This window comes from Arthrobacter citreus, assembly GCF_038405225.1.
Lineage (GTDB): Bacteria > Actinomycetota > Actinomycetes > Actinomycetales > Micrococcaceae > Arthrobacter_B > Arthrobacter_B citreus_A.
Genome location: NZ_CP151657.1, coordinates 975,086 through 996,881, shown reverse-complemented (window position 1 = coordinate 996,881; position 21,796 = coordinate 975,086). Strand labels below are relative to the sequence as shown.

At 65.5% G+C, this 21,796-nt stretch carries 21 protein-coding genes and 1 pseudogene; 11 read left to right on the top strand and 11 right to left on the bottom strand.

The annotated features are described in order from the left end of the window. Positions 1 to 104: 104 nt before the first annotated feature. Positions 105 to 1,835: an MDR family MFS transporter gene (locus tag AAE021_RS04650; protein WP_342024458.1), complete on the bottom strand. Its 1,731-nt coding sequence runs from the start codon at positions 1,833 to 1,835 to the stop codon at positions 105 to 107. Between the two features lie 313 nt (positions 1,836 to 2,148). Between AAE021_RS04650 and AAE021_RS18075 the strand changes: the two are divergent. Both AAE021_RS18075 and AAE021_RS04645 read left to right on the top strand, forming a co-directional pair. Next, positions 2,149 to 2,553: pseudogene (locus AAE021_RS18075) on the top strand (DUF2776 family protein); the annotation flags it as partial. Between the two features lie 71 nt (positions 2,554 to 2,624). After that, positions 2,625 to 2,795: a DUF2776 family protein gene (locus AAE021_RS04645; protein WP_342024457.1), complete on the top strand. Its 171-nt coding sequence runs from the start codon at positions 2,625 to 2,627 to the stop codon at positions 2,793 to 2,795. 19 nt (positions 2,796 to 2,814) lie between these two features. On the opposite strand, the gene AAE021_RS04640 is transcribed toward AAE021_RS04645, so the two are convergent. Then, entirely contained in the window at positions 2,815 to 3,384 is a 570-nt protein-coding gene (locus AAE021_RS04640) for a DUF2087 domain-containing protein (protein WP_342024456.1), read from the bottom strand. Positions 3,385 to 3,490: 106 nt separating this feature from the next. Between AAE021_RS04640 and AAE021_RS04635 the strand changes: the two genes are divergently transcribed. After that, the gene (locus AAE021_RS04635; protein ID WP_342024455.1) at positions 3,491 to 4,792 is read left to right on the top strand and encodes a CoA transferase; all 1,302 of its coding nucleotides are present in this window, start codon (positions 3,491 to 3,493) and stop codon (positions 4,790 to 4,792) included. Positions 4,793 to 4,811: 19 nt separating this feature from the next. Here AAE021_RS04635 and AAE021_RS04630 read toward each other — a convergent pair whose 3' ends face one another. Both AAE021_RS04630 and AAE021_RS04625 read right to left on the bottom strand, forming a co-directional pair. Beyond that, positions 4,812 to 5,153 carry a chorismate mutase gene (locus AAE021_RS04630; RefSeq protein ID WP_342024454.1) on the bottom strand — a complete coding sequence of 114 codons (342 nt, stop codon included), beginning with the start codon at positions 5,151 to 5,153 and terminating at the stop codon, positions 4,812 to 4,814. A 9-nt stretch (positions 5,154 to 5,162) separates the two neighbouring features. Continuing rightward, entirely contained in the window at positions 5,163 to 7,505 is a 2,343-nt protein-coding gene (locus tag AAE021_RS04625; RefSeq protein ID WP_342024453.1) for an MMPL family transporter, read from the bottom strand. 201 nt (positions 7,506 to 7,706) lie between these two features. On the opposite strand from AAE021_RS04625, the gene AAE021_RS04620 reads away from it, so the two are divergent. Beyond that, positions 7,707 to 8,171, top strand: coding sequence for a VOC family protein (locus tag AAE021_RS04620; protein ID WP_342024452.1), 465 nt, complete (start codon positions 7,707 to 7,709; stop codon positions 8,169 to 8,171). On the opposite strand, the gene AAE021_RS04615 is transcribed toward AAE021_RS04620, so the two are convergent. The 3 genes from AAE021_RS04615 to argE form a co-directional block, all read right to left on the bottom strand. After that, positions 8,168 to 8,998: an SOS response-associated peptidase gene (locus AAE021_RS04615; protein WP_342024451.1), complete on the bottom strand. Its 831-nt coding sequence runs from the start codon at positions 8,996 to 8,998 to the stop codon at positions 8,168 to 8,170. The genes AAE021_RS04620 and AAE021_RS04615 overlap by 4 nt on opposite strands. Before the next feature lie 188 nt (positions 8,999 to 9,186). Further along, the gene (locus tag AAE021_RS04610) at positions 9,187 to 10,461 is read right to left on the bottom strand and encodes an MFS transporter (protein ID WP_342024450.1); all 1,275 of its coding nucleotides are present in this window, start codon (positions 10,459 to 10,461) and stop codon (positions 9,187 to 9,189) included. Between the two features lie 32 nt (positions 10,462 to 10,493). Continuing rightward, a complete protein-coding gene (gene argE, locus AAE021_RS04605; protein ID WP_342024449.1) occupies positions 10,494 to 11,666 on the bottom strand; it encodes an acetylornithine deacetylase in 1,173 nt (390 codons plus the stop codon). A gap of 430 nt (positions 11,667 to 12,096) precedes the next feature. Here argE and AAE021_RS04600 point away from each other — a divergent pair, with 430 nt between their 5' ends. From AAE021_RS04600 to AAE021_RS04580, 5 genes are all read left to right on the top strand, one after another. Beyond that, the gene (locus AAE021_RS04600) at positions 12,097 to 12,369 is read left to right on the top strand and encodes a mycoredoxin (protein ID WP_152217934.1); all 273 of its coding nucleotides are present in this window, start codon (positions 12,097 to 12,099) and stop codon (positions 12,367 to 12,369) included. A gap of 131 nt (positions 12,370 to 12,500) precedes the next feature. Beyond that, positions 12,501 to 13,586 carry an S-(hydroxymethyl)mycothiol dehydrogenase gene (locus tag AAE021_RS04595; RefSeq protein WP_342024448.1) on the top strand — a complete coding sequence of 362 codons (1,086 nt, stop codon included), beginning with the start codon at positions 12,501 to 12,503 and terminating at the stop codon, positions 13,584 to 13,586. Further along, positions 13,587 to 14,234 (top strand): MBL fold metallo-hydrolase, encoded by a 648-nt coding sequence (locus AAE021_RS04590; RefSeq protein WP_342024447.1) that lies wholly within the window; start codon positions 13,587 to 13,589, stop codon positions 14,232 to 14,234. 290 nt (positions 14,235 to 14,524) lie between these two features. After that, the gene (locus AAE021_RS04585; protein WP_342024446.1) at positions 14,525 to 15,031 is read left to right on the top strand and encodes a hypothetical protein; all 507 of its coding nucleotides are present in this window, start codon (positions 14,525 to 14,527) and stop codon (positions 15,029 to 15,031) included. A gap of 31 nt (positions 15,032 to 15,062) precedes the next feature. Beyond that, a complete protein-coding gene (locus tag AAE021_RS04580; protein ID WP_342024445.1) occupies positions 15,063 to 15,881 on the top strand; it encodes a DUF427 domain-containing protein in 819 nt (272 codons plus the stop codon). Here the strand turns inward: AAE021_RS04580 and AAE021_RS04575 are convergent. After that, positions 15,878 to 16,684 carry a PIG-L family deacetylase gene (locus AAE021_RS04575; protein WP_342024444.1) on the bottom strand — a complete coding sequence of 269 codons (807 nt, stop codon included), beginning with the start codon at positions 16,682 to 16,684 and terminating at the stop codon, positions 15,878 to 15,880. The genes AAE021_RS04580 and AAE021_RS04575 overlap by 4 nt on opposite strands. 135 nt (positions 16,685 to 16,819) lie before the next feature. On the opposite strand from AAE021_RS04575, the gene AAE021_RS04570 reads away from it, so the two are divergent. Both AAE021_RS04570 and AAE021_RS04565 read left to right on the top strand, forming a co-directional pair. Continuing rightward, positions 16,820 to 18,250: a lipase maturation factor family protein gene (locus tag AAE021_RS04570; protein WP_342024443.1), complete on the top strand. Its 1,431-nt coding sequence runs from the start codon at positions 16,820 to 16,822 to the stop codon at positions 18,248 to 18,250. Between the two features lie 88 nt (positions 18,251 to 18,338). Continuing rightward, complete coding sequence (locus AAE021_RS04565; RefSeq protein ID WP_342024442.1) at positions 18,339 to 19,214, top strand: alpha/beta hydrolase; 876 nt, start codon at positions 18,339 to 18,341, stop codon at positions 19,212 to 19,214. A gap of 53 nt (positions 19,215 to 19,267) precedes the next feature. On the opposite strand, the gene AAE021_RS04560 is transcribed toward AAE021_RS04565, so the two are convergent. From AAE021_RS04560 to AAE021_RS04550, 3 genes are all read right to left on the bottom strand, one after another. Then, entirely contained in the window at positions 19,268 to 20,107 is an 840-nt protein-coding gene (locus AAE021_RS04560) for a glycosidase (protein ID WP_342024441.1), read from the bottom strand. A 61-nt stretch (positions 20,108 to 20,168) separates the two neighbouring features. Next, positions 20,169 to 20,963 carry a lipoate--protein ligase family protein gene (locus AAE021_RS04555; protein WP_342024440.1) on the bottom strand — a complete coding sequence of 265 codons (795 nt, stop codon included), beginning with the start codon at positions 20,961 to 20,963 and terminating at the stop codon, positions 20,169 to 20,171. A gap of 8 nt (positions 20,964 to 20,971) precedes the next feature. Next, the gene (locus AAE021_RS04550) at positions 20,972 to 21,760 is read right to left on the bottom strand and encodes a thioesterase family protein (RefSeq protein ID WP_342024439.1); all 789 of its coding nucleotides are present in this window, start codon (positions 21,758 to 21,760) and stop codon (positions 20,972 to 20,974) included. Between the last annotated feature and the right edge of the window lie 36 nt (positions 21,761 to 21,796).

Here is a 21,796-nt window from a genome sequence, read left to right as displayed (position 1 = left end):
CTCATTAGAACGTATGTTCGAACAGAGACCAGTGTACGGCCAGCCGCTGACAATCGGCACACCTGTTTCCGTCCGCCTTTCCCTGTCTCCTTCCCACCCTCCATTTAGGCCTCCTCCGTGGCCGCCGTCCGCACTGAGGTGGACAGCGGTGTCTCCCTGATAAACAGGCACAGCACCAGGGCCACGGCCACCACCGGCACGCTCAGCAGGAAGATCGGCGGCAGCGCATGGCCGAAGGCTGAGGCCACAAAATCCTGAACCGGAGCGGGCAGCCCGCGCAGCATGGCTGGACTTAGGGAATTGATATCGCCGCCCAACACAGCCCCGGAACCTCCCGTCCCTGCCGGAGCCGCGGCAATCTCGTTGCCCAGCCGGTGGATAAAAATCGAACCGAACAGCGCGATGCCGAACGACGCACCGATCTGGCGGTAATAGTTCGTCGCCGAAATTGCCGCCCCCATGTCCCTGGCCGGCACGCTGTTCTGCACAATCAGCACAAGATTCTGCATCAGCATGCCGATCCCCAGGCCCATCACCAGCATGCCCGCGGCCGTAAAAACGTACGGCGTCGTATCCGAAATCCGGGACAGCAGCACCAGCCCGGCAATGATCACGGCGCAGCCAAGGATCGGATAGATCTTGTACTTTCCCGTGTGGGAGATCAGTTGCCCGGTGCCGATCGACGTCAGCAGCAGCCCGCCCATCATGGGCAGCATCATCAGTCCCGATTCGGTGGCGGTGGCCCGGTTGACCATCTGCAGGAACGTGGGCAGGTAGGAAATGGTGGAGAACATGGCGATGCCAACGGAAATGCCCACCAGTACCGGCAGCAGGAAGTTTCGGTTGCGGAACAATCCCAGCGGCATGATCGGCTCGGCAGCCTTCATCTCCACCCGGACAAAGGCCGCACCCGCGGCCAGGGTCCCGGCAGCCAGGGCCAGGATCTGCGGACTTGACCAGGTGTAGGTGGTGCCAGCCCAGGTGGTCAGCATGATCAGGGCGGCGCTCGCAAGGGCCAGCAGCGCGGCGCCCGCGTAATCCAGCCGTGGGCGTGGGCCCTGCGGCTTGGGCAGGTGCAGCGAGGAGACGACGACGGCGAGCGCCACCGCTCCAATGGGCAGGTTAATGTAGAACACCCACCGCCAGGACCAGGCATCGGTGATCCAGCCGCCCAGCAGCGGTCCACACACTGATGCAAGACCAAAGGCCGCTCCGATCAGTCCCATGTACTTGCCGCGGTCACGCGGCGAAACCAGGTCTCCCAGGATGGCCTGCGCCCCGATCATCAGCCCGCCGCCGCCAACACCCTGAAGGGCCCGGAACCCGATCAGCTGGCCCATGTTCTGTGCGAGTCCGGACAGGACGGAACCCAGGAGGAAAACCACGATCGCAAAGATGAAGATGCTTTTGCGGCCAAACAGGTCACCGAGCTTCCCATAAATGGGCAGTCCGATGGTCGCCGCCAGGATGTAGGCGGTGACCACCCAGGACAGGTGTTCCAGTCCGTTGAGGTCCCCCACGATCGTGGGCAGCGCGGTGGCAACAATGGTTTGGTCAAGGGCTGCCAGCAGCACCGACAGCATGAGGCCGGTGAAAATGACGGCGACGCGCCGGCTGGAGTGCGGTGGTGCCGGCTGACGGCCGGACGGCAGGTCCCGGGCACCCGCCGCCGTCGCACCCGCCGCTGTGCCAGCCGCTGTCGCACCCGTGGGCCGGAGTGCCGCGCCCGGATGCGCCACCAGTGATACCGCATTGACCGGGGTGCCCATGGCGCCGGTCATCCCGGCAATCGGGTGGGTTGCTTGTGTTCCACGGGCCGCGAACCGCTCTGCCATGCAGACACGCTTTCTGGGGTTTTGGGGAAGGTTTACACAGACACTTTCAGTGGCACGACTCCCTTTCAATGGCACGACCGCGGAACCGTTGCGTCAAGGCTTGGGCGAAACTGTGCGGCCGCCGATGGCCAAGACGGGCGGCCGGGAGCTGCTTCCTGCCTGCGCCGTTGTCCCACAGGTGAGGCAGGCGCAAACTGGCCCCAAAGAGGGCAGGCCATGGTGTCGAATCCGCACCGGCTCCGCGTTTGATTTTCGGGGTACCCCATGAACCGGACATATCATTATCAGGCAACTCATCGACCGTTACGGGCGTGTGTGGAGCATCGTCCTTCCACTGTCCGGGTACGTTGCTGCCGCCGCCGTCGTCTGGGGCGTTGTCCTGGCCAACGGGGACAACACCGCGGAGAACCTCACGGCGGGCTTCGTGGTGATCGGCATCGGCCTGATCACCGCATGCGTCAGCACCGTCGCAACCGCGTCCACGAAATTCACGCTGATCCAGTCGGCACAGTTGCTCGATCCTCTGAGCGGCCCGCCGGATGGTGCTCATTCCCGCACCGCCGGGATGGTGCTGATTGCAGTTCCCGCGGTGGCCGCCGTCGTCGGTTTCTCCCTTGCTGCCGGTCTGCTGGTCCGCGGGGACACTCCCGGATTTGTTGCCGGCCACGTTCTGATCGGATTGTCGGCGATCTGCACGGCGCTGATCGCCCTGGTCGCGAGCATCGTCCGCCAAGTACGCAACACCTTCAGCGAAACCGAGCGTTTGGCCTGGCCAACCGCATCCCACTCATGCCCATCGGAACAGCGCTCACCTGCCTGTTCTTCGCCGCGTTCCTCTTTGAAGCGGCCGGCACCACCGCGGCGTTCTTTGTCCCCGCGCATGTACTGGTTGGACTCGGTGCTGTCTGCTTTACCCTCTTCTCCATCGTGTCCATCCTCGAAGCGGGAACATCGGAGTAACTTCAGCAGCTGTTGCTTGTCAGCCGGCGAACTCCCAGCCGTCCGCAGGGCGCGGGCTGGCCAGCCAGTAGCGCGACCCTTCCGGATTGCGCATGACGATGCCCTCGTCCACCAGGTAGCGGCGAACGGCGGCCGGATCGTTCGAATACTCCGCGAGCCGTTCGGTAATGCCGCGTTCGTTCAGTACCGGCATTTCTCCGGAAGGTGCCTGGACCGTTTCGAAGACGTGCCCGGCGATGTAATGAAGCAGCTCCAGCCGGTCCGCCTGCCGCCGCGGATAGGTGGAAATCTTTCCGTCCACGAGGAATCTCCGCACCGAAGTCTCCGGCGGTTCCTTGCCACTGGCCAGCAGCCGGGCAAAAATCCCTCCCACCGGCTGCACATCACAGGCTCCGGAGGATACGAGCCCGGCTTTCTGCAGGGCAGCCAATGACTTGCGTTCCTTGGCCTCCAAGTCCTGCCCGTCCAGTGGTGTCCCGCGTTCGGCCGCCACAATCACCCGCGCATACAGCCGCAGCCTGCGCTCGTCAGCGAGCGCCGCAGCAACGGCACGCCACTGTTCCGGTGCCGCCTGCTGTTCCTCATCCATGGTCCATGCCTGTCCTCCCGCTGCCCCGCCTGTGACGGAGGCCCCCTTGGCGTGTGAGTACCGTACCCTACAGGCAGCACCTCTGCCACGCAGGAAGGGATGGGCCATGCCCCTGGAGTCCGCTTTCCCCGTCCGCTCCTTTGCGGCGTGGGCTGTCGAACAGGCCGGAACCGCTGCAGCAGATTTGTCCACGCGGCTGGGGGGACAGACAGCCGCTGTGGTTGATCCGGACCTTGCGCTGGCATGGTTCGCCGGGTCCTTCACCCCGCAGGGCTGGGAGCTGCCGCCGCCCTGGGATTCCCTGGCCGGAGACTATCCCTGTGCCGACGGATGGATCCGGCTGCACACCAACGCACCTCACCACCGGCAGGCCGCGCTCGCGGCGCTCGGGCTTCCCATGGAACCGGTGCCGGACCGCGGGACGGTGGCTGCCGCCGTCGCCGGCTGGGCCGGAGAGCCACTGGAAAGGGCAGTGCTATCCGCAGGAGGCTGTGCTGCCCGGATGCGGAGCGTTCAGGAATGGTCGCAGCATCCGGCCGGCGCTGCGGTGGCACAAGAACCGCTGATCACCTGGACCGGCCTCGGTTCCGCGCCCCGACTGGTTCCGCAGTCCCCGCCAGAGCGGCCGCTTGCCGGTGTCCGGGTTCTGGATCTGACCCGGATCATTGCCGGACCGGTGGCAACACGCTTTTTGGCCGCGCTGGGCGCCGATGTCCTGCGCATTGATCCGCTGGGCTGGTCCGAGCCGGCGGCTGAAGTGGAGCTGACTCCCGGCAAACGGTGCGCCATGCTGGACCTGAGGTCAGCGTCCGGCGCCCGGCGCATCCGGGAACTGCTGGCGGGAGCCGACCTTCTGGTCTCCGGTTACCGGCCTGGAGCTCTCGCCGGGCTGAGGCTTGATTCCTCGCATCTGCAGCAGATCAGCCCCGGACTGGTTGAGGTTTCGCTCAACGCCTACGGCTGGTCCGGGCCGTGGGCGCAGCGGCGCGGATTCGATTCCCTCGTGCAAATGAGCACCGGAATTGCCCGCGCCGGCATGGAGTATTTTGGCGCGGATGTTCCCCGGCCACTGCCGGTGCAGGCCCTGGATCATGCCACCGGCTATCTCACCGCCGCAGCAGCTCTGCAGGCCTGGCGGCAGCGGCTGGACGGGACCGTTGTCTCGGCCCGGCTGTCGCTGGCCCGGACAGCGGCACAGCTGCAGGGCACCGCTGGGGGCGGTACACCGCTCTGGGCGCCAGCGGAACCACTGGAACAGGTGCCGGAACAGACCTTTTGGGGTCCCGGGCTTCGCCTGGCGCCTCCGGTCCGGTTCGAGGGGACGGGCCCGCAGCCGCACCTGCACTGGGACGTTCCCGCGGGTCCGCTGGGCTCGGCGGCCCCGCGGTGGGAAGCCGGCCGGTTGTAGGGGCGCGGCTCCGGCTCAGCTAGCTGCGGGCGAAGGCCTCCAGCTTGGCCTGGGTCTCGGCATCGCGGCGCACTTTGAGCTCGTAGTCGATGAAAGCGTCGATCATGGCCCGGTAGGTCGCTTCCACCACCGTGGGGTCCCCGTCCTGCGCTTCGGCTGCTGTGCGGACATGTTCCAGGACTTCCTCCACCCGCTCCGGAGCCTTCACCTGGGCATCGTTGTCCTTCAACGGACCGGCCAGGCGCACCAGACGTTCACGGCGCCAAATCAGCGCCACAATGTCCTCGTCAATCTCGTCTATTGCCGTCCGTACGTTGTCGAGCTGACAGGTCGTGGATCGTTGATGATCATGGGTTTCCATGCCATTAGACTAACGTCCCCCGTTGTTTGGACCGTTTTGACCGGCGGCGAAACCGGCTCCCGCATGCCCCGACAGCCCCTGGCGGTGCTGCCCCTGCGGCGCCCGGGACAGCTTCGAAGGCCACCAAATCGCGGGGCCAATGTCATAGGAAAGGGCGGGCACCAGCAGCGAGCGCACCAGCAGCGTGTCCAGCAGGACGCCAAAGGCCACAATGAACGCCAGCTGCGCCAGGAACAGCACGGGGATTACTCCCAGCGCGGCAAACGTGGCGGCCAGGACAATGCCGGCGCTGGTAATGACGCTGCCGGTGATCAACAGCCCGCGGATCACTCCCTCCCTGGTGCCGTGAATGATGCTTTCTTCCCGGACACGTGTCATCAGGAAGATGTTGTAGTCCACGCCCAGGGCCACCAGGAAGATAAACCCGAACAGCGGAACGGCGGGGTCTGCGCCCGGGAAGCGGAAAACGTGGTTGAAGACCAGGGCCGAAACGCCCATGGTGGCCCCGAAGGACAGCAGCACCGTCAGGATCAGCAGGAACGGGGCCAGCAATGCCCGCAGCAGCAGCATCAGCAGGAACAGGATCACCACCAGGACCACCGGAATGATCAGGTCCCGGTCATGGGCGGCCGCAGCGTTGGTATCGATGGTCGTGGCCGTCACCCCGCCAATCAGCACATCCCCGATCCCGGCCACCTCCTCCCTCATGGTGGTGACCGTCTGCTCGGCGGCGTCGGACTCCGCGGCTTCCTTCAGGGTGGCTTCCAGCAGAACCTTTCCGTCCACCACCTTCGGTGTGCCCGAGGTCCCTGGCACGGGAGAGGCCTGCACGCCGTCGGTGGTTACCGGCAGTTCCCCTGCCGGAGTGCCCGTGGCATCCACGGCCAGGGCGTCCACGCCGGGCACGGCCAGCACGGCGCGGGCGACGGCGTCGATCTCGCCTTCCGGAGCAACTATCAGAGCAGGGCTTCCCGAGCCGGAGGGGAAATGTTCGCTCAGGGCCTGCTGCCCTTCCTTGGTTTCCGTCTGTCCAAGCACAAAATCGCTCTGCGGCACCCCGGAGGCCCGCAGCTGCAGCAGCCCTGTTGCCGCAATGAGGAGCACCAGGGTGGGAATCACCCAGGTGCGGCGCGGACGCGCCTTGACCGTCCGGGCCACGCGTGGCCAGAACCCCTTGGGGGAATTCCCGTCCCGGTCTGGGTGCGGCGAGCCGAACGCGGGCCGGCGCGGCCAGAAGGCTGCCCGCCCAAAAAGGAAGAGCAGTGACGGGAGCAGGGTCATCGCGGCCAGGAAAGCGAATCCGATGCCGATGGCTGCCACCGGCCCCAGGGCCTTGTTGGAATTGAGGTCGCTGAGCAGCAGGCAGAGCAGACCTGCGGTTACCGTGGCGGCCGAGGCCAGGACCGGTTCGAAGGTTCCCTTCAACGCCGCCCAGGTCGCATCCCACCGTCCCTCGTGGTCCCGCAGCGACTCCCGGAAGCGGGAAACATAGAGCAGCGAGTAGTCCGTCGCGGCGCCGATGCCCAGGATGAACAGGATGCCCTGCACCTGGCCGTTCACGGTCAGCGTTCCGGCTTTGGCCAGGTAATAGACCACCAGGATGGCGGCGGAGAGGGCGAAGATCGAGGTCAACAGAACCAGGAAAGGCAGCAGGGGCGAGCGGTAGACCACCACCAGGATCACCAGCACCGCCAGGGCCGCCACGAGAACCAGTGAGGTATCAATGCCGCCGAAGGCCTCGGTGATGTCCGCCAGCTGTCCGGCCGGTCCGGTGACGTAACTTTCCAGCCTCTGGGGGATGCCGTCCCGCACCACGTTGCCCAGCTCCTCCACGGTGGCCGTGGCGCTGTCATTATCCTGCACCGGCACAAAGATTTCCGCTGCCTTGCCGTCGGTGGAGAACTGGGGCGGGGAGACCTCGCCCGCAACTCCGCTGACCTTCGACAACTCGGACACCCGGCCGGTGACGTAGGCCCGGTCCGCCTCCGTCAGGCCGTCATTGTTCACATACACAACGACGGCGGGAATCGAGCTGCTGTCGGTAAACTCCTCCTGCAGCTTTGCCACCTGCGTGGACTCCGAGCTTGCGGGCAAAAATGAGGTCTGGTTGTTGTCCGCGACTTCGCTGATCTTGCCGAAATAGGGTCCGCCAATGCCGCCCACACCGAACCAGACGATGATCAGCACCACCGGAATCAGCAAACGGGCCCAGCCGCTGCGCCGGTCGGTCCGTCCGCCGCCGGTTCCACTCCCGCCGGAGGTCCCGCTCCCGCCGCCGGCTCCGCTCCCGCCGCCGGTTCCATTTCCCGTCTGGTGGCTGCCGGACAGATGCCGCGGTACTGAAGAATTCATGAACAGCCACTGCCTCTCGCTGTGGAAGGCAGGCAATGGATCGAGCCGCGTTCCGTGCTGACCCGTGTGCCCGGTTCTATGTCCATGAAGCTCGCCCGCTTCGGCATCGTCAACACTCCAGTGCCGTGCGAACGGTTCCCGGCACGGATCACCGGGCGTAAAACAGGAACTTATTGGCCCGGAGGTGGGAAGATCTGGAGGGTGAAGCCCTCCCTTTCCGTGATGACCGTTGGCGTGCGGGATCTCGAAGTAACGTACGCGTTCTACTCCTCCCGCCTCGGGTGGAAAGCAGCCCAGTATGTGCCCGAGGAAGTGATTTTCTACCAGGTCGGTCCGGGACTGCTGCTGGCCTTTTTCCGGCGCGATCATTTGGCCGCCGAAGCCGGCCCGATGGGCGAGGCGGGCGCCGCCCCGGTAACCCTGGGACACAACGTGGGATCAGCCGCCGAAGTGGAAGCGGTCCTGGCCGAGGCCGCCGCAGCCGGCGGCTCCATCTCGGCGCCGGGAACCCAAATGAGCTGGGGCGGATATTCGGGCTACTTCACGGATCCCGACGGGTACCGCTGGGAGGTCTGCTACAACCCAGGGCTGAGCATTGACGAGCACGGCAACGTCACGATCGAGGTCATCGAAACGGCGGATGCCGCGGAGCCGCCCCGCACTTAGAACAGCGCGGGCTCCGGAGCGGAGTCCGGCCCGGGAGCCGCCAGCAGCTGTGGCCCGTCATTATGGACGCTGCCCACGGCCGGCCCCACTTCGGTCATGCTCCACTCCGCGGCGGTGGCATGTGCCTCTGCGGTGACCCGGTGCACCAGGGCCGCCGGGTCGGGAGCCGCAGGGTCCAGCCACGCCGCCATGGTCCCCCGGTCCATCGGCACCGGCATGCGGTCATGCAGCTCCCCCAAGGCGGCGAGCACCGGTGGCTGTCCCGATGCAGTGGCTTCGGCCGGGTCCGGTGCAGCGGTGGTGAGGATCGACGCCGACAGCAGCCAGCTGCCCGGATCACCGGGGGCCTTGGCCGGATCGCGCCACCACTCATACAGGCCGGCAAAAAAGGTCAGCGCCCCGTCACTGCGGGAAACGTAAAACGGCCGCTTGGCGCGTCCTGGTCCGGTTTTCCACTCGTAATATCCCTGAACCGGAACGGCACAGCGGCGGGAGATGACGGCGTCGCGAAAGGTGGGCTTCTCCAGGACGGTTTCACTGCGGGCGTTAAAGGCGCGGGCACCGGCCGAGGCATCGCGGGCCCAGCCCGGCACCAGGCCCCAGCGCGCCACATGCACCTGGCGCACGGGCCGGCCCGCGGCGGCGGTCCCTCCCGGGGCCGGACGATTTCCGGACGCCCCGCCAATGAACCGTTCCAGCACCACCGGCACGTCCGACGTCGGTGCGATGTTCCAGGATTGGCGAAGCTCCAGGTTGGCGTCAGCTTCCGCCTCGGCCTCGGCCACAAGGTCCGCCGTCGTCTTCGCCATTACATAACGTCCGCACATGGTTCCAGTTTGCCTTGTTCCCCGCGGCCCGGGGCGGAAGCAAACACCAGGAACGCGCCGACGCCCGCTGAGCTGCGGTGTCATAGCCTTGTAACGCCCCCACGGCGAAGGCCCCACTTCGCTGCCAATTGGCAGAGAAACGGGGCCTTCCGGGGATTACAAGTGAACCGCTCGTTGATGCCCAGAGCTTAAGGCTGGCTGTAACGTGTTCTCACGAAGTACAAGCCAACGAGGGAAATCACGGCGATGGCCATGTAGTACAAGCCCGGCGCGCTCAGCGACCCGGTGACGTCCAGCAGCCAGGTCAGCACCAGCGGCGCAATGCCACCCAGCAGCGTCACCCCAACGTTGTAGGTGATTGCCAGTCCGGTTCCTCGAATTGCTGCAGGGAACAGCGAGGAGAGCAAGGCAGGAAGCGGCCCGAAGTAGAACGCCATGATCACGCCGAGCAAGCCGATGACGATCACAAGTGTTGGAACCGTTGGATTGTTGACCAAGAGCTGGAACAGCGGCCAGGCAAGGAGCAGGGCGCCGATTGCCGCATAGGTCATCACCTTTGCGGGTCCCACTCGGTCCGCCAGATGACCGACAAACGGCACGCCCACGAGGGTGACGAGACCGGCGACCACGCCGCCAAGGAATGCCGCGGTTGCGGGGATTTCCAAGTTCGTCACGGCAAACGTCGGCATGTAGAGGATCATGTACACGGAGATTGTTGCAACACCAACGCAAGCCGAAGCGGCAAGAAGGCGCCCGTAATGATTCACGAGAAGCGTCTTGACGGGCGAGGTTACCTTTTCACTTTGAATGAAATCCTCGGTTTCCGAGAGCTTGGCGCGGATGTAGAGCCCTACCGGACCTATGAGCAAGCCGACGAAGAACGGTACACGCCAGCCCCAGCTGTTCAGCGCCTCTTCGGAGAGCCCTTCGGTCAGCGCGAAGCCAAAGCCGGAGGCCAGCACCATCGCGGCGCCTTGGCTTGCCACCTGCCAGGAGGAATAAAACGCCTTCTTATGCGGTGCCGTCTCAATCAGAAATGCAGTTGCGGTGCCAAATTCGCCACCCGCAGAGAATCCCTGGATGAGGCGTGAGAGCAGGATGATGACCCCGCCCCACATGCCCACCATTGCGTAGGTGGGTGCGACGGCCATGATCAGCGTCCCGACCATCATCAGCAGCAGGGTCAGCGTCAGGGCACTCTTGCGTCCCTTGCGGTCCGCGTAACTGCCCAGCACCATGCCGCCCAGCGGGCGGATGACGTATGAAATCGCAAAAGTGGCAAAGGTCAGAATCAGTGCGAACGCCGGATCTGAATCCGGGTAGAAGTTCTTGGCAATGACGGTGGCGAAGGTTGCGTAGACGATGATGTCGAACCACTCAAGGGCGGCGCCGATCGAGCTACTGATCACCGCCTTCTTGGCGTCTTGAAATTGCTTCGGGGTTATCGTCGCTGGTGCGCTCATAAGGTGCTCCTGGTGGCGTGAGGGGTGGCAGGCTAGGCGGTGAGTGCTTCCACAAGGTTGTCGATGAATGATTCGCACGCGGCAATCTGCTCCAGAGGGATGAATTCATCGGGTGCATGCGCCAGGGCAATGTCGCCGGGCCCGCAGACAACCGTGGGAATGCCGGCGTTGGAGAACAAGCCCGCCTCGGTGCCGTAGGTTGCCTTGTCCGGGCTAGGCGTTCCGCCAAGTTCTGCCGCCAAGGAGACTATCGAGGCCTCGGCGGGAGTATCGAGCCCGGGGGTCTGGGCCAGCACGGTGAAGTCGACGCGTGCTTCTGGGTTCTGGGCCTGCATGAGCGCCTCGATGCGTAGTGCTTCGGCACGGAAGGTTTCAATGAGCGCCACCGGGTCATCGGCACCGATGGAGCGGAATTCAAAGTTCAGTGTGCAGAGTGCCGGGATGGTGTTTACCGCGATGCCGCCCTGGATTTGGTTTACCGTGGTGGTGGTGTACGGGACAACATAGGCTTCATCGGCGGCGCCGGTGCCGGCGAATTCCTTGGCCTTGGCATCAACAAACGCCGCAAAGTCGGCGGCCGCGGAAATGGCATTGACCCCTTGGGTGGTCAGCGAGGAATGTGCTGCAATACCGTGGAAATCCACCTTGATGACATTGACCGACTTGTGCCCCCGCACCACGCGCATGGACGTGGGTTCACCCACGATGGCGCCGCGCGGCTTCAGGCCATCGGCGGTGATAGCCGCCACCAGGTCAACCGCTCCGATGCAGCCAACTTCCTCATCGTAGGAGAAGGCCAGGTGGATGGGTTCGCTGAGTTTCGCCGCGGCCATCGAGTCGAGTTTGGCCATCACCACGCCGATAAAGGACTTCATGTCACAGGCACCCCGGGCATACAGCTTGCCGTCGCGGATCTGAGGGGTGAACGGATCGGAGCTCCAGTCCTGTCCGTCGACCGGAACAACATCGGTGTGCCCGGAAAGCACAATGCCGCCGGTCCGCGTGCCGTCCCCTGCGGGAATGGTGGCCAGTAGATTTGCCTTCTGCCCGGTGGCATCGTGGACCAGCTTTGATTCGATGCCCAGAGCATTCAGGCGTTCACCCACGTAGTCGATCAGCGGAAGATTGCTGTCGCGGCTGACCGTTTCAAAGTTAATCAGTCTGGTAATTTCCTCAAGCGTTGCATTGCTCGGTGTAGGTGGCATGTTTTACTCCTGGTGTTCATCGAGGCAACCGCTCGGATTTCCGCGTTTTCAGCGAACGGCTAGCCGAGAGTCTGTCATTGTGGACCCTCCTTGTCACAATGGTTTCGGGTTCTGCCGTCATATTTGCCACCATTGGATTTGCGAATGGGCCATCGACACCAGCGCAACCTACAAGCCATCCGAGACGAGATAATCGCTGCAGCAGCGGAGCTGCGTACTGTGGCCCGGGCAGAGCAGGATAAGCAACGAATAGAAGTTGCCGACTGGCTCGACCAACAATTCATCTCGGCTTCGTACAGCTCTGGTGCGCCCGCACCAGTCGCACCGGTGTACCCGCGGGAATTGAACCGGCTCTGCCCCGGGAATTGAACCATGCCGGCCATTGTTGTACGGGTCAGTCCCTGTAGCCCAGAACGAAAAGGAGCCTTCCATGGCCGCCACAGCTGAAGCCTTTACCCCCGACGCCGGTTCCATCACCATGTTCTCCACCAGCTGGTGCGGTTACTGCCGCCGCCTGAAGTCCCAGCTGGACACCGCCGGAATCGGGTACACCGAGGTCAACATCGAGGACGTGGACGGCACCGCGGAGCTGGTCGCCGAAATCAACGGCGGCAACCAGACCGTTCCCACCGTCATCTTCCCGGACGGCTCATCGGCCACTAATCCCTCCGCCGCCGAGGTTAAGTCCCGCCTGGGCCTCTAGGCATCCCCGGCGCCCGGGGCAGCAAACCCGGACGCGTCAACTTCGCGCACGGCCGTCCTGCTTCATAGGATGGAACGCGGGACGCCGGACATCGGCGCTCCGCCCGGACATTCGAGAGGCAGCACACGCATATGGTTCACAAGGTTCAGGCAGTAGTCGTCAAGGAAAAGAACGCCCCGGTTTCTCTGGAAACCATCCTGGTGCCGGATCCGGGTCCCGGTGAGGCCCTGGTGGACATCCTTACCTGCGGTGTCTGCCACACGGATCTGCACTATAAGCAGGGTGCCATCAACGACGATTACCCGTTCCTGCTCGGCCATGAGGCAACCGGCGTGGTATCCGCCGTCGGCCCCGATGTCACCGAGGTGGCGCCGGGCGACCGCGTGGTCCTGAACTGGCGCGCCGTCTGCGGCGAATGCCGGGCCTGCCGCAAGGGCGAGCCGCAGTACTGCTTCAACACGCACAACGCCACGCAGAAGATGACCCTGGAAGACGGCACTGAGCTGACGGCCGCCCTGGGCATCGGAGCCTTCGCCGAGAAGACGCTGGTTGCCGCCGGCCAGTGCACCAAGGTGGACGACGACGTCGACGCCGCCGCCGTGGGCCTGCTCGGCTGCGGCATCATGGCCGGCATTGGTGCCGCCATCAACACCGGTGAGGTGAAGCGCGGAGAATCCGTGGCCGTCATTGGCTGCGGCGGGGTGGGCATTGCCGCCGTCGCCGGCGCCCAGCTGGCCGGCGCCACCACCATCATCGCCGTGGACATCGACGCCAAGAAGCTGGAGCTGGCCAAAGCCCAGGGCGCCACGCACGTCATCAACTCCAAGGAAGAAGATCCGGTCGAGGCCATCCGTGCCCTCACCGGCGGCAACGGCGCGGACGTGGTCATTGACGCCGTCGGCCGTCCCGAGACCTACAAGCAGGCCTTCTACGCGCGCGACCTCGCCGGCCGCGTGGTCCTGGTGGGCGTGCCCAACCCGGAAATGAAGATCGAGCTTCCGCTGGCCGACGTGTTTGGCCGCGGCGGATCGCTGAAGTCCTCTTGGTACGGCGACTGCCTGCCGTCGCGCGACTTCCCGATGCTGGTGGAGCAGTACAAGCTCGGACGCCTGGACCTGGATGCGTTTGTGTCCGAGCGCATCGGCCTGGGCGACATTGAGGAAGCCTTCACCAAGATGCATGACGGCAAGGTCCTGCGTTCGGTGGTGGTGCTCTAAATGGGCGTGCACATCGACAACGTCATTACCTCGGGAACGTTCTCACTCGACGGCGGAACCTGGGATGTGGACAACAACGTCTGGATTGTCGGCGATGAGGCCCAGGTCATCATCATCGATCCGGCCCACGACGTGGACGCCATCGCGGCTGCCGTCGGCGACCGGGAGGTCATGGGCATTCTTCTCACCCACGGCCACGACGACCACATCCGCGCCGTGGACGATGCCCGTGAACTGTTCAGCGCCCCCGTGTTCCTGCATGCCGCGGACCGGATGCTCTGGGATGCGGTGTTCCCGGACGAGGGGCCCGACGGTGAGATCGAGGACGGCGACATCTTCGAGGTTGCCGGGATCACGCTGCAGGCACTGCATACCCCGGGGCACTCCCCCGGGTCGGTGTGCTTCCTGCTCGCCTCCGGTGCACCGGGTGACGGAGCCCCCGTGGTTTTCAGCGGTGACACGCTGTTCGCCGGCGGTCCGGGCGCCACGGGCCGCTCCTACAGCGACTTCCCGACCATCATCGAGTCCATCCGGGAACGGCTGCTGACGCTGCCGTCGGAAACCCGGGTTTACACCGGGCATGGGGATTCCACCACCATCGGCGCGGAAGCCCCGCAGCTGGAGGAATGGATCGCCCGGGGCCACTAGAACCAGCCGTTGGGCACTCCCCTCCCGGCTGTTTGGCCGGAGCCCGACACACGTTTGAATCTGCTGATGCGCGCCGGCTATCCGGCGCGCATCAGCCTTTTAACGGCCCGCCCAACCGGCCCAGCCCGAAAACCCCGGTTAGTGCCTGTGCTAGCGTGGGGCGAATTCGTTGACCAGCAGCTCCAGCGCACGGCAACGCAGATTGACGCAGATTCGTGCGCAGCTGGTCATAAGTCGGAGGATGCTCCGGTTGGACTGCACGGAGCGCCCTTCCTCGATGAGGGGGAACCATGGCACGGACCGCACGACGCGTGAACTCAGCCACCACCCTGGCACTGGCAGGTGCCCTGCTGGTAACGGGCTGTTCATCAGCGCAATCAGCAGCTGATGAACCAACCGCAGCGGCATCATCAAAGACGCCCCGCCCCACCCACATACCGTCCCCGACTCCGCTTCCGACGCTGCAGCCAGCGCCATCCGGTGACGCCACCTACAGTGAAGTTGTCCTCGGCTCCTTGGAAAACCAGACCACGCTCGGCAGCTTCGACAGCATGGCATCGAGCACCGGACGCTTCAAAGTTGTGATGTCATGCCAGGGCAGCGGTGAGCTGCAGGTCGATATGCCGGATATCGGAGTGGGTTCCACCATTCCCTGTGATTCCGACGGCAGCCGCGTCTTCGCCAATTCCTTCCCGTCCCAGGTCACGGACCCTTTCCAGGTGCTTGTCTCCGGGGAGGGTGTGGAGCGCTGGAGTGCTGAGGTGATCGAGGACCGGACCGCACCCCCAGGGTCTTGATTCCGGTCCGGGGCCGCCAGACACTGATCATATGGCCCAACAGATCAGCCCTTCTTTCTGGGAATTACTGCCCCAGCTGCGGTTTGAACCGACACCACGCCGGGTCCGCGCCCAGCTCGGGAACAACACAGTGGTCGATTCCGACCATGCGTACCTGGTGTACGAGCCCCGGCGGGTAACACCGGTTTATGCGGTGCCGGCGCGGGACATCAGTGCCGAACTAAAAACGCACGACGCCGGCCCGGAGGATCCGCTGGCCGGCGTGCCGCCGAACGCCCTGATGGACCCGCGCTATCCGTTTTCCGCACACACGGCACCAGGGCAGCCCCTGGACCTCCAGGCGGGATCGCACGGGCTGCCGGGTGCCGGCTTCCGGGCCGACGACCCCGATCTGGCAGATTACGTGGTGCTGGACTTTGACGCCTTTGACCGGTGGCTGGAAGAGGACGATGAGATCAAGGGGCACCCCCGGGATCCCTTCCACCGGGTCGATGCACGGCAGTCGTCACGGTCCGTGCGGGTGCACCTGGGTGGCCAGCTGCTCGCCGAGACCCACCAGCCGTTGTTCGTCTATGAAACGATGCTCCCTCCCCGCACGTATTTTCCCCGGGAGGACGTGGATTGGGATGCCCTTGGTGCGTCCCTGACCACGTCGGTGTGCCCGTACAAGGGAACGGCAAACTACTGGTCGGTGACCGGCAGGCCGGAAGGTACGGACCTGGCCTGGTCCTACGAATCAGTGCTCCCCGACTCCGCGCAGCTGAAAGATCTGGTGTCCTTCTTCGACGAGCGCACCGATGTTTATGTCGATGATGTCAGGCAGGAAATCACCTCCCTGTTCCGGTTCTAGTCCAGCCCCTCAAACACATCGCCCAGTACGGGTGCCCCGGGCTGGCGCGGCGGCCAGGCCATGACCAGCGGCTCCACGGAGACGGAACGGGCCCAGCCGGCGTCCTCTTCCGCATCCGGGGACACACCGGGGGAAACCATAAACCGCTGGGTACGGTGTTCCATCAGCCCGGCCACGATCCGGTGCGCCACGGCGCCCACATCCACCTCCACGCCGATCCATTCATCCGGAACGGGACGCAGGTCATACATTCTGCGCTCGTCCCAGGGACTTAGTCCGCGGCTGGTCCTGCCGCGGTTCCACCGCTCCCAAGTGGAGCGGCGCATGGCGCCGTGCAGCAGGCGCCGCAGCCCCGGGCCGCCGTCGGCCCGAAGACCCGTAAAGGCGGCGTCCGTGGCCGCACCGACGGCAATGTGGTCCGGGTGCCCGGTGATCTCGTCGGGACCAAAGGTGGCGACGACGTCGGGGCGCTCCTGCGCCAATATGCCCTCAATCCGCTCCACCAGTTCCCCGAACGGCACCTGCGCCACCCCGCCGTCGTCGTAGTCCAACCACTCGTGGCGGTCCGGCGGCCTGCCGTGCGCCGTCCACGCGGCTTCCATTTCCCGCCGGCGGATCAGGCCGAGCGGCTCATTGGTTGGCGGGTAGGACGGATCGATCGTTCCGGCACCGCCGTCGGTCGCATGAACCAGGACAAAGCGGAACCCCGGGTCGTGTTCGTGCAGCGCCACCGTTCCGGCCAGGCCGTAGGCGTCGTCGTCCGGGTGGGCCACGATGAGGGCAAGGACGCGCGATTCTGCCATTTTCGGCACCTCCCGGGGTCTGGTATTAAGCTCCTGTTTCAGCTTAGGACTCCTGCGCCGGGGTGGCGCCGGCCACCACAAAGCATCTGCGGAAGGGGCAGCGTCCACCACCGGCTGGAGCTAATCTGAGGTGCCATGGAGTGGTTCAGCGCTGAGGGATACGAAATTGGGCGCCAGGTACTGCAGCGCGGCATCGCCGCCGTGTACCTGCTGGCCTTCATTTCCGCGGCCAACCAGTTCCCCGCGCTGCTGGGTGAGCATGGTCTGCTGCCGGCACCGCGCTATCTTGACCGGGTGCGGGGCCGGGGCGTTCCCACGCTGTTCCGCTGGCACTACTCGGACCGGTTGCTGCTCACCGTGGCCTGGGCCGGCGCCGCCGTCGCCGCACTGCTGGTAGCCGGGCTGCCGCAGTCCGGTCCATCATGGCTTCCGATGGCCGCCTTTTTGCTGATCTGGTTCCTGTATCTGTCCATCGTGAACATCGGCCAGACGTTTTACGGTTTTGGCTGGGAATCCCTGCTGCTGGAGGCCGGCTTCCTGGCCGCGTTCCTGGGCTCCTCTGACGTTGCTCCCCCGCTCACGGTGCTGTTCCTTTTCCGCTGGCTGGTGTTTCGGCTGGAATTCGGCGCAGGGTTGATCAAGATGCGCGGCGATCCGGTCTGGCGGGACCTCACCGCCCTGTATTACCACCACGAGACGCAGCCGATGCCAAACCCCGCCAGCTGGTACTTCCACCATCTGCCCAAGCCGCTGCACAAGGCCGAAGTCCTGGGCAACCACTTTGCCCAGCTGGTGGTTCCGTTCTTCCTGTTCTTCCCGCAGCCGGTGGCCGGAATTGCCGCCGCGGTGGTCATCCTGACCCAGGCCTGGCTGGTCCTGTCCGGGAACTTTGCGTGGCTGAATGTGCTGACCATCCTGATCACCTTCAGCGCGGTGCCGGACTCCATGCTGCAGGCACTGCTGCCCGGGACCTCGCCCGGAACACCGGATCCGGCAGCAACGCCGGTGTGGTTCGCCGTCGTTGTCCTGGCCGTTACCGTGCTGATGCTCTACTGGGCCTGGGAGCCGCTGCGGAACCTGTTCAGCCGCAATCAGCTGATGAACGCCAGCTTTAACCGCTGGCACCTGTCCAACGCCTACGGCGCCTTTGGCAGCATTACCCGCCGCCGGAACGAGGTGGTGATCGAGGGAACCCTCGATCAGCCCGGCCCGGACGCCAAGTGGCTGGAATACGGGTTCAAGGGCAAGCCCGGTGATCCGTCCCGGATGCCGCGCCAGTTTGCTCCGTACCATCTGCGCCTGGACTGGCTGATGTGGTTCCTTGCCCTGGGTGCCGGCGGCAGCAGCTGGTTTCCGGTCCTGCTGCAGAAACTGCTCGAGGGTGACCGGCGGACCCTGGCCCTGCTGCGCCATGACCCCTTCGAAGGGGCGCCGCCGCGCTGGGTCCGGGCCAGGATGTACCGGTACCGGTTCTCCACACGGGCTGAACGCAGGGCCGACGGCGTGTGGTGGGTCCGTGAACCGGCCGGGTTCCTCACTGATCCGGTGCGCCTGATCGGGTCCTGACACCTACCGCGCCGCGAGCCAACAATGGCAGACTGGCCAGCAGATCCGGGCGGCGGACCGGAGCATTCCGATGCGAGGAGCACTGACCATGAGCCCTGCCGGGAGCCTGCGGACCCCCTTTCCCTCCACGGATTCGGATTCGGTGCGCCCCGAAGACCGCATGCCCGTGGTGTTCATCCACGGGCTGTGGCTGCATGCCAGCAGCTGGGACGCGTGGCTGGACCTGTTCCGCGAGCACGGCTATGACCCGGTGGCTCCCGGTTGGCCGGGCGAACCCGAAGCCCTGCCCGCGGCCAATGCCTTCCCCGGCCCCATGGCCGGAACCGGTCTCCGGGAGGTCCTGGACCACTACGAGGAATTCATCAGCGGACTGCGAAGACCGCCCATAGTGGTGGGGCACTCGCTGGGAGGGCTGGTGGCCCAGCAGCTGCTCGCCCGCGGTGCGGCAGCGGGAGCCGCGGCGCTGGCACCAACCCGGTTTCGCGGTGTGCTGCGATTCTCTCCGGTCCAGCTGTGGTCATCACTGCCCCTGCTGTGGAACCCCTTGAACCGGCGCAGGATCCTCCGCCAGTCCCCGCAGCACTTCCGCAGGACCTACGCCAACGCGGTCTCGGAACGCGAATCCAATGACCTGCACGCCACCTGCGTCATGCCCGCACCGGGCCGGCCGCTGTTTCAGGCCGCACATGCCAACGTCAATCCATGCTCCCCCGCGCGGGTCAACACGTCGGCGGCGAGGGGACCGCTGCTGCTGGCCGGAGCCGGCGAAGACCGCGTAGTTCCGGCCCCGGTGGTCCGGGCGGCGGCCCGGCGGTACCGGTCCGCCCCTTCCCCCACCGAGTACCTGGAGTTTGCCGGCAGCGGACATTCGCTGGTGATTGACCACAGCTGGCATGTTGTGGCCGACACGGTGCTGGGCTTCCTGGCCCGGCACGGCCTGACGCCGGAGGCGGCGGACCGCTAGCTTCCAGTCCGGCCCGCGGGCCGGGGGCATCCGCGCGCTTCCGCCGCGGGACCTTACCCGTTGACGTCCGGCTTCGTGATGACCAGATGTGTCGCGTGGTCATAGAGGAACGTCAGCGGGCCGCCGTCGTGCGTCATCTCCAGGTTTGCGCCGTCACGGTGCCCGTCCCTGCCGTAGTTCTCTTCCCAGGAACCGTCCAGCGCCACCTTGTACTCATACTGTCCGGCCGGAAGGTCCATGGTCAGCTTCCACAGCTCGTCGCTGCGGTCAAAGGTGAGCTGCAGCTCTGTGCCCGCCGGATTCCAGTCCGCGCCGGCCAGGACGCCGCCAAAGTTCCCGGCCACTGTGACGGCGCCGGGCTGAGGGAAGGACGGCTCGGGGCTTTCCGTCCCCTGATGCGCCCCGTGCTGTTCCTGCGGAGCCTCCGGCACAGCCACGGCTTCCTGCAGTGCCTCTTCAATAACTGTCTCGACGTCCGCCGGTGAAGGGCCCTCTGTGGCCGGGGCGGGGCTGTCCATGGCCGCCAGCAGCTCGGTTGTTGTCGGGAAGTCCTCCAGGGCCCGGCGGCCATGTGCGGTAATGCTCCAGCCTGCCCTGCCCTCTTTAATGATCCAGCCGGCTTTGACCAGCTTGGTTGTGGCGGTGGCGAGGGCCCGCTCCCCGCGGGCAGCGCCGCTGGCAAGCAGTTCTGATTCCCGGCCTTCCAGCGGCACCCGGGTCACAGCTGCGGAGAGGACTTCTCCGCGGCTGATCCGCCGCTCTGCTGACGGGTCCTCGGCGGCCAGGACCTCCAGCACCGCCCTGAGGCGCAGGGCCGTGTTTTCCAGCGCGTTTTTGCCGGTGTTTTTGGTCGTGTTCTTAGCTGAGGTTTTTTTGGTCGTGTTGATGGCCACGGATCTTCCTTCGTACGGCGGTGTGCAGAACCTTAAGCAAGCTTACTGATCGATGCACAGATTACTGGACTGGAGCGGTATTTTGCACGGTGGCGCTGTGACTGTCCAGGGAGGCTGCCAGCGTTTCGAAACTCCCGGGGACCACCGGCCGGGAAGCGGAATAGGCGGCAATCAGCGCCGCCTCGACGCCGTCCACCGAAACATTGGTCCCTGCCGTGCCGGCGTCCTCCGCCGCCCCGGCGGTCTCCGGGTTCCAGTCCAGGCCCAGCGCCGAATAGCAGCCGGTGAGGACCCGGCGCAGCGGCGCCGCATCCTGCACCACAACCACTGAGGAAAAGAGCCAGGCCCCGGCGACCACGCGCTGGGCCGTTCCGACGAGCTTGATCTTCCGTCCGGTTCCGGTGGTGCCATGGACGGTGAACTCCCCCGGGCAGTATTCACCGGGAATTTCCCCCATCGCGGCACGAACGCCGGCCGCGCGCAGCGCGGAGGCATACAGCTCCCCGAAGGCGGCGAACCGCGGCCGGGAACCCGCCACCCCTTCACTGTCCGGCTCCACATGGTCCAGGACCAAACAGCCGCGGTGATACGCAGCGGCACGTCCGCCGGCCTTGCGGACGAGCGGTTCAAAGCCCTGGGCCCTGCAGGCTGCGGCAGCGGCGTCGAATCCGGGAAGGCGGGCATCGCGCTGGCCCAGCGCCACAGTTGGCTGCGGCCGGTACAGCCGCAGCGTGGGACCCAGGTTTCCGGCACGGGCGGCATCGAGCATGGCGAGGGCAAAATCCAGGTCGCCGGCGGCACCAAGGGAGGCCTGCTGGCGTACGACGGCGAGGGGTGGCTGCGGGTCCTGCGGCACGGTGCAGCCTAGGCATTCAGGCCGAGCCGGCGCACGGTCAGGATCTGTTCGCTGCGCCCAAAGGGGCCTTCGGCGTCGTGGAGCACCGAGGAGGTCAGGCCAATGCCGTCGGCGCCGAACGTGACCTTGGTGTCCAGCCCCAGCCACTCGCCGCGGGGCGCGCGGTGGAGGTGGATCTGCAGGTCAACGTTGGGGAACATGTAGCTGTCCCCGCCCGGGGGAACCCGCGCCGCAATGCCGTTGGCGGTGTCCACCAGACCCACCAGGCGCACAAGATCGCTGGCGGGTGCGCCCTCAACCAGGTCGTACGGCGTGCGCACCCACACCTGGCCGCGGCCCGGCCGCAGGCCGTCAACGGCGCGGAAATCGAGAGAACCGATGAAGTCCCCGGGCCACTGGGTCATGCCGTGAGCCGTTTCCAGGCCGTCCGGTCCCGGCATCCGGGCATCCTCCAGGGCCGCAACTTCCGCCGTCGCACCCTTGACCAGCCGCCACGCGGTGGCCCGCACCGCCGTCCGGCCTTCCGCGATCAGCTCCGCTTCGAGCAGTTCGATGGTTCGTCCGGGCCGAAGGATCTTTGTCCGCACATCGAAGGTGCCGCGGGGAATGACACCGAGGATGTCGTAGCTGATCCGGGCCAGGCGCATGTCCTCGCGGGGACTGCAGTTTTCCAACGCATAGGCGAGGAGGCCGGCAACAGGTGACATGTGCTGCTCATGGTCATTCCAGGCACCCTGGGTGTGGATGGTGGATTCAAAGCTGTCCTCGCCCAGGGCGCGGTAATACGACTCGGGCACGGGGCCTCCTTGGAGTTCAGGTTTTGCTGTTCAGGC